The following is a 6539-nucleotide window of genomic DNA, read 5'->3' on the forward strand; positions in this document are numbered from 1 at the left end:
TCAACGAACTCGTCGAGGTCGATGAGGAGGTGTATCTCTTCATCGACGACTATCACCTGATCAGCCTGCTCGCGATTCACGAAGCGATGTCGTACTTCATCGCGAATGCATCGCCGAACGTGCATGTCGTGGTCTGCACCCGAACCGATCCTGCGCTGCCGCTCGCCCGCCTGCGTGCGAAGAACGAACTGCTCGAAATCGATGCTTCGTGCCTGCGCTTCGACCTCGATGAAACTCGCAGCTTCGTCGAACGCGAATGCCCGGGCGGGTTGCGCGCGGCGAGTGTCAGGTCGCTTTTCGAGCGTACGGAAGGCTGGGCCGCGGCGCTGCGCATCTCCACGTCGGTGCTCTCGCGTGACGAAAGCAAACACAGTCGCGATGTGAGCGCGCCCTCGGGTGCGTCGCGGCCGTTCGCCGCCTATCTCGAAGACATGCTCGATCGTCTGCCGCCCGACATGGTTGGGTTCATGTTGCGCACGTCGATACTCGAGCGCCTGTGCGCGCCTCTCTGCGAAGCGGTGACCGGCATCGCCGCGAACCAGGAAATGCTCGACACGATCGCCGCGCGCCAGTTGCTGCTCGAACCGCTCGACATCGAAGCAAGCTGGTTTCGCTATCACCATCTGATGGGCGAGTACCTGCGCCGGCGGCTGGAGACACAGCATCCAGGCGAACTCGTGGACCTGCATCGCCGCGCATTTCGCTGGTACGCCGACGCGGAGCAATGGACCGACGCGGTCAAGCACGCGATCGCGGCAGGCGATACGGAGGACGCCGTCTCCCTGATGGGCCATTGCGCGATGGCGCTCGTGACGAAAGGCGACCTGCTCACCCTGCTCGGTTGGCAACGTCAGTTTCCGGCGCGTCTGATGCGCGGGCAGGTCAAGGTAACGCTGGCAGTCGCATGGGGCATGGCGCTCGCGATGCGTTTCGACGAAGCGCTCGCGATGCTGGACGAGATCGAGCGCGATGCGAGCGCGGGCACGGCCGATGCCGCTGAACCCGTCCGCTGGGAATGCCAGGCGATCCGCTCGGTGATCGCCGCATTGCAGGACGACGCCCCGCGCGCGCTCGCGATGGCACAGGCGTGCCTGGAGCGCCCTTCGAGTGATAGCTGGACCACGAACGTCGCATCGAACGTCGTGCGGTTCGCGCACTGGAAAGCGGGCAACCTCGGCGCGTTGTACGCCGCACCGTGGATTCCCTATTCGATCGAGGAGGACCGGCGCAATGTGTTCGCTTCTGTGTATCGGCTATGCCTGCTCGGTCACGCCGAAATGCAGCAGATGCACTTCGTGCTCGCTGAGCGCTACTTCACCGAATCGCTTCAGCTCGCCGAGCGTCATGCCGGCCCGAATTCGATCGCGGCGGCGTTATGCTCGCCGATGATCGCGCAGATCTGGTACGAGCAGGGGCGGCTCGATGAGGCGGAGGCGTTGCTGGTCGATCTGATGCCGGTGATCGATCTGGCGGTGTTGCTCGACAGTACGTTGTTCGCGTATCGCGTGCTCGTGCGGATCGCTACCGCGCGCTCCAACGTCGAGTACGCGTATGCGTTGATGGATCGGGCGCAGACGCTCAGCTATACGCGCGGCTGGGACCGCTTGCTTGCCGGTGTCCTCGTAGAGCGCGCGCGGCTCTTCCTGAGGGAAGGCAGGATCACCGAAGCGTCGGCCTGCGTCGCGCAGTTGAATCAACTGGTGGACTCGCGCGCCGCCGCTTCGAAACCGGCGTCGCCCGAGATCGAAACCTTCCGCGCGATTGCCGTGGCATGGCTCGCGATGACACAGAACCGGACGGACGAAGCGGTCGAGTCGTTGACGTCCGCGTTGCGCAGCGTCGAACGCAGGCATGGCGACTATCTCGCGCTGCGCTTGCGCACCACGCTTGCGCTCGTCTGGATGCAGGCGAATGAAGAGGATCGTGCCATCGGGATTTTTCGTGGCGTACTGAACGCGAATCGCGACATCTATCGATCGATAATCGACCAGGGACCGGAAGTGGGACGGCTTCTGCGGCTGGTTCGCAACCACACGCGTTCCACCGCTCAGACAAAGGATTGCATCGCATACATCGATCGCCTGCTGGACGGCTGGCGCACCCTCTACGAGCCCGACGCGCTGCCCGCGCGCGAGACGCAGCGCGAGCCGTTGAGCGCGCGGGAGCGCAGTATCGTCGAGCTGATCGCGCAAGGGCAGTCGAACAAGGAGATCGCACGCGCGCTTGGTATCGGGCCGGAAACCGTGAAGACGCACGTCAAGAATGCGTTCGTGAAGCTCGGGGTCGAGAAGCGCGCGCAGGCGGTTGCACGTGCACAGGCATTGGGACTACTTGCCGCCGGTTAGGGCGATGTTCGAGCCTCGCTCATTGTCACTCGCGCGGCTTCGTTGCCATCGACGAAGATACTCAACCCGCCTCCTGCCGAAGAAACCTGCGCACGACAGGTGCAACTTCGCTCGCACGCGTGATCAGAAACAAGTGACCGTCATCGATCATATAGAGCGTCGCATCGCGAATGCGTCCCGCAAGAATCTTCGCGTTGGTCAGCGGCACGATCGGGTCGTCGTTGCCGTGCATTACGAGCGTTCTCTGCTGCAGCGCGCCGAGCCACGTCAGGCTCGTCCAGCCCGCAGCGGCCAGCAACTGATACAGGTATCCCCGGCCGCGCGGCGGCTGAATGTGCTGGCTGTGCTCCTTCAGCAGCGACGGGTCGCGCCGGTAAGTGCCGCCGTAGAGTTCCGCGCCCACCTGCTGCAGATACGCAGGATCGACATAGCGGCGCGGCCCGATCATCTTCGACAGCACCGAGAGCTTGCCCGGCACCATGAAGACGCCAGGCGAAGTCGCCGCGAGGACCAGCCTGCGGCAGCGCCGCGGATAAAGCCTCGCGAACTGCTGCGCCAGCGCCCCGCCCCACGATACGCCGAGCACATCGACTTGGCCTTCGTGGCCGAGCCGCGACAACAGCTTGTCGGTCAGCACGGACAATGTCGAGAAGCGATACGGCACGAAGGGCGCCGGCGAGCCGCCGACGCCGGGAATATCGAAGATGATGACGCTCACATCTTCGAGCGCCGCGACGAACTGCTTTACCAGTTCGAGGTTGGCGCCGATGCCGTTGAAGATGAGCAGCGGCGGCGAAGCGTCGCTCCCCTGCCACGTCGCGACACGCAGCGCCTGACCGTCCAGATCGATCATCTGGATCTGCATGCCGCCAGCACACTCGGGGTTCTTCTGCATTTATGGTTCCCGGATATTCAAAGGGTCGGCCAAGCGCATTACGTCTTCGGTTGAAGCGCTGCCTTCAATTCCTCGACCCGCTCGGCGACGCGCTTCGTGACGACCGCGACGCTGTCCGACTGCGCACGGTAGATCGTGTTGGCCAACTCTTGCATATCGACTAGCGCCTTGTGCAGCGACTGCTGGACCCGTTCGCTCGCGTTGGCGGTGGGTTCGCCTTCCGACTGGACACCACGCGTGACGAACGACTGAAATTCGTTCAAAGTCGCGCGCACGATGTCCGACTGCTTCTGTGCGAGCGACTGCACGCCTGCCAACGCGGTCTTGCTCGCTTCGACGATCGCCTCGACGTCCTTGCATCGCGATGCGTGGATCGCGTTCACGTCGATGCCGCGCAGCTTGAACTGCGCGAAAACCTTCTTGTACTCGGCGAAAATGCTGTTCGTGTTCGTTGAATCCATCACCATAACTCCATGCGTTAAAAAAATAGAGGCCCACTGTCTCGCGTCATGCTTCCAGGACGTAAGTACCCGGCGCATTCACGACAGCCGGATGCCGCGCATTACCGACTGTCGCCGGTGCGGCTTTCTGCTCGCCGGAATGCTCGACGAGCCACATGCGCCAGTTGCCCCACCACGAGTTCTTCTCGGCTCGCGCGTTTGCAAGCCATGCGTCTGCGTTGGCGGGCAGTTCGGGATTGAGGAAGAACTTCGCCTTCGGATTGCCCGGCGGATTGATCAGGCTCTGAATGTGCCCGCTCGAACTCAGCACGAAACGCGTCTTCCCTCCGAACGTGCGCGCCGTGTTGTACACGCCCTTCCACGGCGTGATGTGATCGGTAATGCCGGCCACCACGTATTTGTCGCATGTCACTTCCGAGAGATCGATCGGCGTGCCCAGCACCGTCAGCGCGCGAGGCTTGCTCAACAGATTGCCCGTGAAAATATCGAGCAGTTGTCCATGCATCCGCGCGGGCAGCCGGGTTGCGTCGTTGTTCCAGAAGAGAATGTCGAACGCAGGCGGCGCCTTGCCCAGCAGATAGTTATTGACCCAGTAGTTCCATACGAGATCGTTGGGTCGCATCCATGCGAACACGCGGCCCATCTCTTCGCCGGCGAGCACGCCTTTCGACGTGCTGTTCTGCTTCGCGGCCGCAACGGCTTCAGGCGTGGCGAACAGTCCGAGCTGCGAATCGGCCGTGTTGTCCAGCACGGCGACCATCAGCGTCGCGGCATGGACCGCATGGTCGCCACGGCTCGCGAGGTGGCCGAGCAGTGCCGAAATCGTCATCGCGCCCGAACACGCACCATGCAGATTGACGTCGTCGCTGCCGGTGATGTCGCGGAGGGCCGCGATCGCTTCGAGCAGCGCGGATACGTACGTATCGAGATCCCAGTGACTTTGCGCGGCAGTGGGATTGCGCCAGCTCACTGCGAACACCTGGAACTCGCTCTTCACCAGATAGTCGACGATGCTCTTGCCCTCCGACAGATCGAACACATAGAACTTGTTGATCTGCGGCGGCACGATCAGTTGCGGGCGGGCGTACACATGCTCCGTTGCCGGCGCGTACTGGATCAGTTCGAGCACCTCGTTGCGAAACACCACTGCCCCCGGCGATGTGGCGAGATTCTCGCCGACCTTGAACGCCGTCTTGTCGACTTGCGCCGGCATGCCCTGGTTCTGCAGCATATCCGCCACAAGATTGCGCATACCGCCGAGCAGGCTTGCACCGCCCGTGTCCACGATCTTCTTGAGCGCGGCCGGATTGCCCAGCAGCGTATTCGTCGGCGAAACGGCATCGGTGAAAAGCGACAACAGGAAGTGCGCGCGTTCTTTGGATCTGGCATCCAGTGCAGAACGCTCGACGAATCCCGTCAGCGCATGGCGCCACGCAACGTAGCTCTGCATCGTCATGCGGTACAGCGCATTGTCCTGCCACGCGGGATCAGTGAAGCGTTTGTCGCCTTGAGGCGGCTTGCAGTCCGCACTGCCGCCGAGCACCGCCATCAGATCCCGTGCGAGCGCCGCCTCCTGCTCCACGACCAATGCCGGTTGACGCATCGCCTGCGCGCCGACCTGCTGCACGGTTGCGAGAATGTCGCGGGGGCGCAGTCCGACGAACGGATTCGGTCCCAGCATGCCGTCCGCAGCGGATGCCGCGATGTCGTCCGGTTGCGTGCTACGCGTCGCACTTTCCCCTGTGCCTTGATCAATTGCCGCCATCTTGTCTCTCCCTTTCCATCCGGGCGCTCACGCGACCAGCATCGCCAGTGAATCGGCGATCAACGCCGGTCTCTCTTCGCCTTCGATCTGCAGTTCGTTCATCGTCTTGATGATGGTCCGCCTGCCCTCTTTCTTCTCCACCGACATCAGCGTCACGCGGTTTCTTACTCGCGCGCCTGCCTTGACGGGGGTCATGAAGCGCACCTTGTCGAGCCCGTAGTTGAGACCCGCCGACGCGTCCTCAGGGATGAGACCAATCTCGATCGCGAGCGCCGCCAGCAGCGAAAGCGTCAGATAGCCATGCGCGATCGTGCCGCCGTAAGGGCTCGTGTGTTTCGCGCGCTCGACGTCCACGTGTATCCATTGCCTGTCGCCGGTGCATGCGGCGAACGCATCGATGCGCGCCTGATCGACCACGACCCAATCCGATACGCCCAGTTCGCGGCCGACGAAGCGATCGATCGTGGCGATGCTGTAATCCTTGATGCTCATCGTGTCTGCTCCTTGCAACGGGTCAGGCGAACTGCTCGCGCAACCACTTCTTGTTCGTTTTGCCGACGCTCGTTTTCTGCAGCGAGTCGACGAACCTGACGATCTGCGGGACCGCGTACTTCGAGATGCGCCCTGTCTTGCTGAAGCTCATGACGTGCTGCTTGACGTCGTCTTCGGTGATCTCGGCGTCCTCCTCGAGCACCACGAGCGCCACCGGGCGTTCGCCCCATTTCTCGTCCTTGATGCCGATAACCGCGACTTCCGCAACGCCCGGATGCAGTGAAATCAGGCTTTCGATTTCGAGTGAAGAAATCCATTCGCCGCCCGACTTGATGACGTCCTTGATGCGATCGGTGATCTGGACGTTGCCTGACGTATCGATGTTCGCGATGTCCTGCGTATGCAGATAACCGCCGTCCCACAGATGAGCCGATGCTTCCGGATTGTTCAGGTAACCCTGCGTGAGCCACGGGGCGCGCACGACGATCTCTCCGTACGCGCTGCCATCGTGCGCGACGTCTTCCATGTGTTCGTTCACGATGCGCAGGTCGACGAGCGGTATGGGAAACCCTGTCTTGCAG

Annotated in this window: 6 protein-coding genes; 1 reads left to right on the forward strand and 5 read right to left on the reverse strand. The window is 62.5% G+C overall.

Annotated features, from left to right (window positions below; all coding sequences use genetic code 11):
- The coding region (locus tag AWB67_RS33485) for a winged helix-turn-helix domain-containing protein (protein ID WP_125477798.1) at nucleotides 1-2345 on the forward strand (2345 nt) is incomplete at its 5' end.
- A gap of 61 nt (nucleotides 2346-2406) precedes the next feature.
- Here the strand turns inward: AWB67_RS33485 and phaZ are convergent.
- The 5 genes from phaZ to AWB67_RS33510 all read right to left on the reverse strand — a co-directional run.
- Complete coding sequence (gene phaZ / locus AWB67_RS33490; protein ID WP_087660302.1) at nucleotides 2407-3240, reverse strand: poly(3-hydroxyalkanoate) depolymerase; 834 nt, start codon at nucleotides 3238-3240, stop codon at nucleotides 2407-2409.
- Nucleotides 3241-3278: 38 nt separating this feature from the next.
- On the reverse strand, nucleotides 3279-3701 hold the full coding sequence (gene phaP / locus AWB67_RS33495; protein ID WP_087660303.1) for a phasin family protein: 423 nt from the start codon (nucleotides 3699-3701) through the stop codon (nucleotides 3279-3281).
- A gap of 46 nt (nucleotides 3702-3747) precedes the next feature.
- Nucleotides 3748-5466 (reverse strand): alpha/beta fold hydrolase, encoded by a 1719-nt coding sequence (locus tag AWB67_RS33500; RefSeq protein WP_087660304.1) that lies wholly within the window; start codon nucleotides 5464-5466, stop codon nucleotides 3748-3750.
- 27 nt (nucleotides 5467-5493) lie between these two features.
- Nucleotides 5494-5958, reverse strand: coding sequence for a MaoC family dehydratase (locus AWB67_RS33505; RefSeq protein WP_087660305.1), 465 nt, complete (start codon nucleotides 5956-5958; stop codon nucleotides 5494-5496).
- A 22-nt stretch (nucleotides 5959-5980) separates the two neighbouring features.
- Nucleotides 5981-6539, reverse strand: a 559-nt coding sequence (locus AWB67_RS33510; RefSeq protein WP_143328441.1) for an AMP-binding enzyme, incomplete at its 5' end; no start/stop codon positions are given.

The organism is Caballeronia terrestris (assembly GCF_001544515.1).
Lineage (GTDB): Bacteria > Pseudomonadota > Gammaproteobacteria > Burkholderiales > Burkholderiaceae > Caballeronia > Caballeronia terrestris.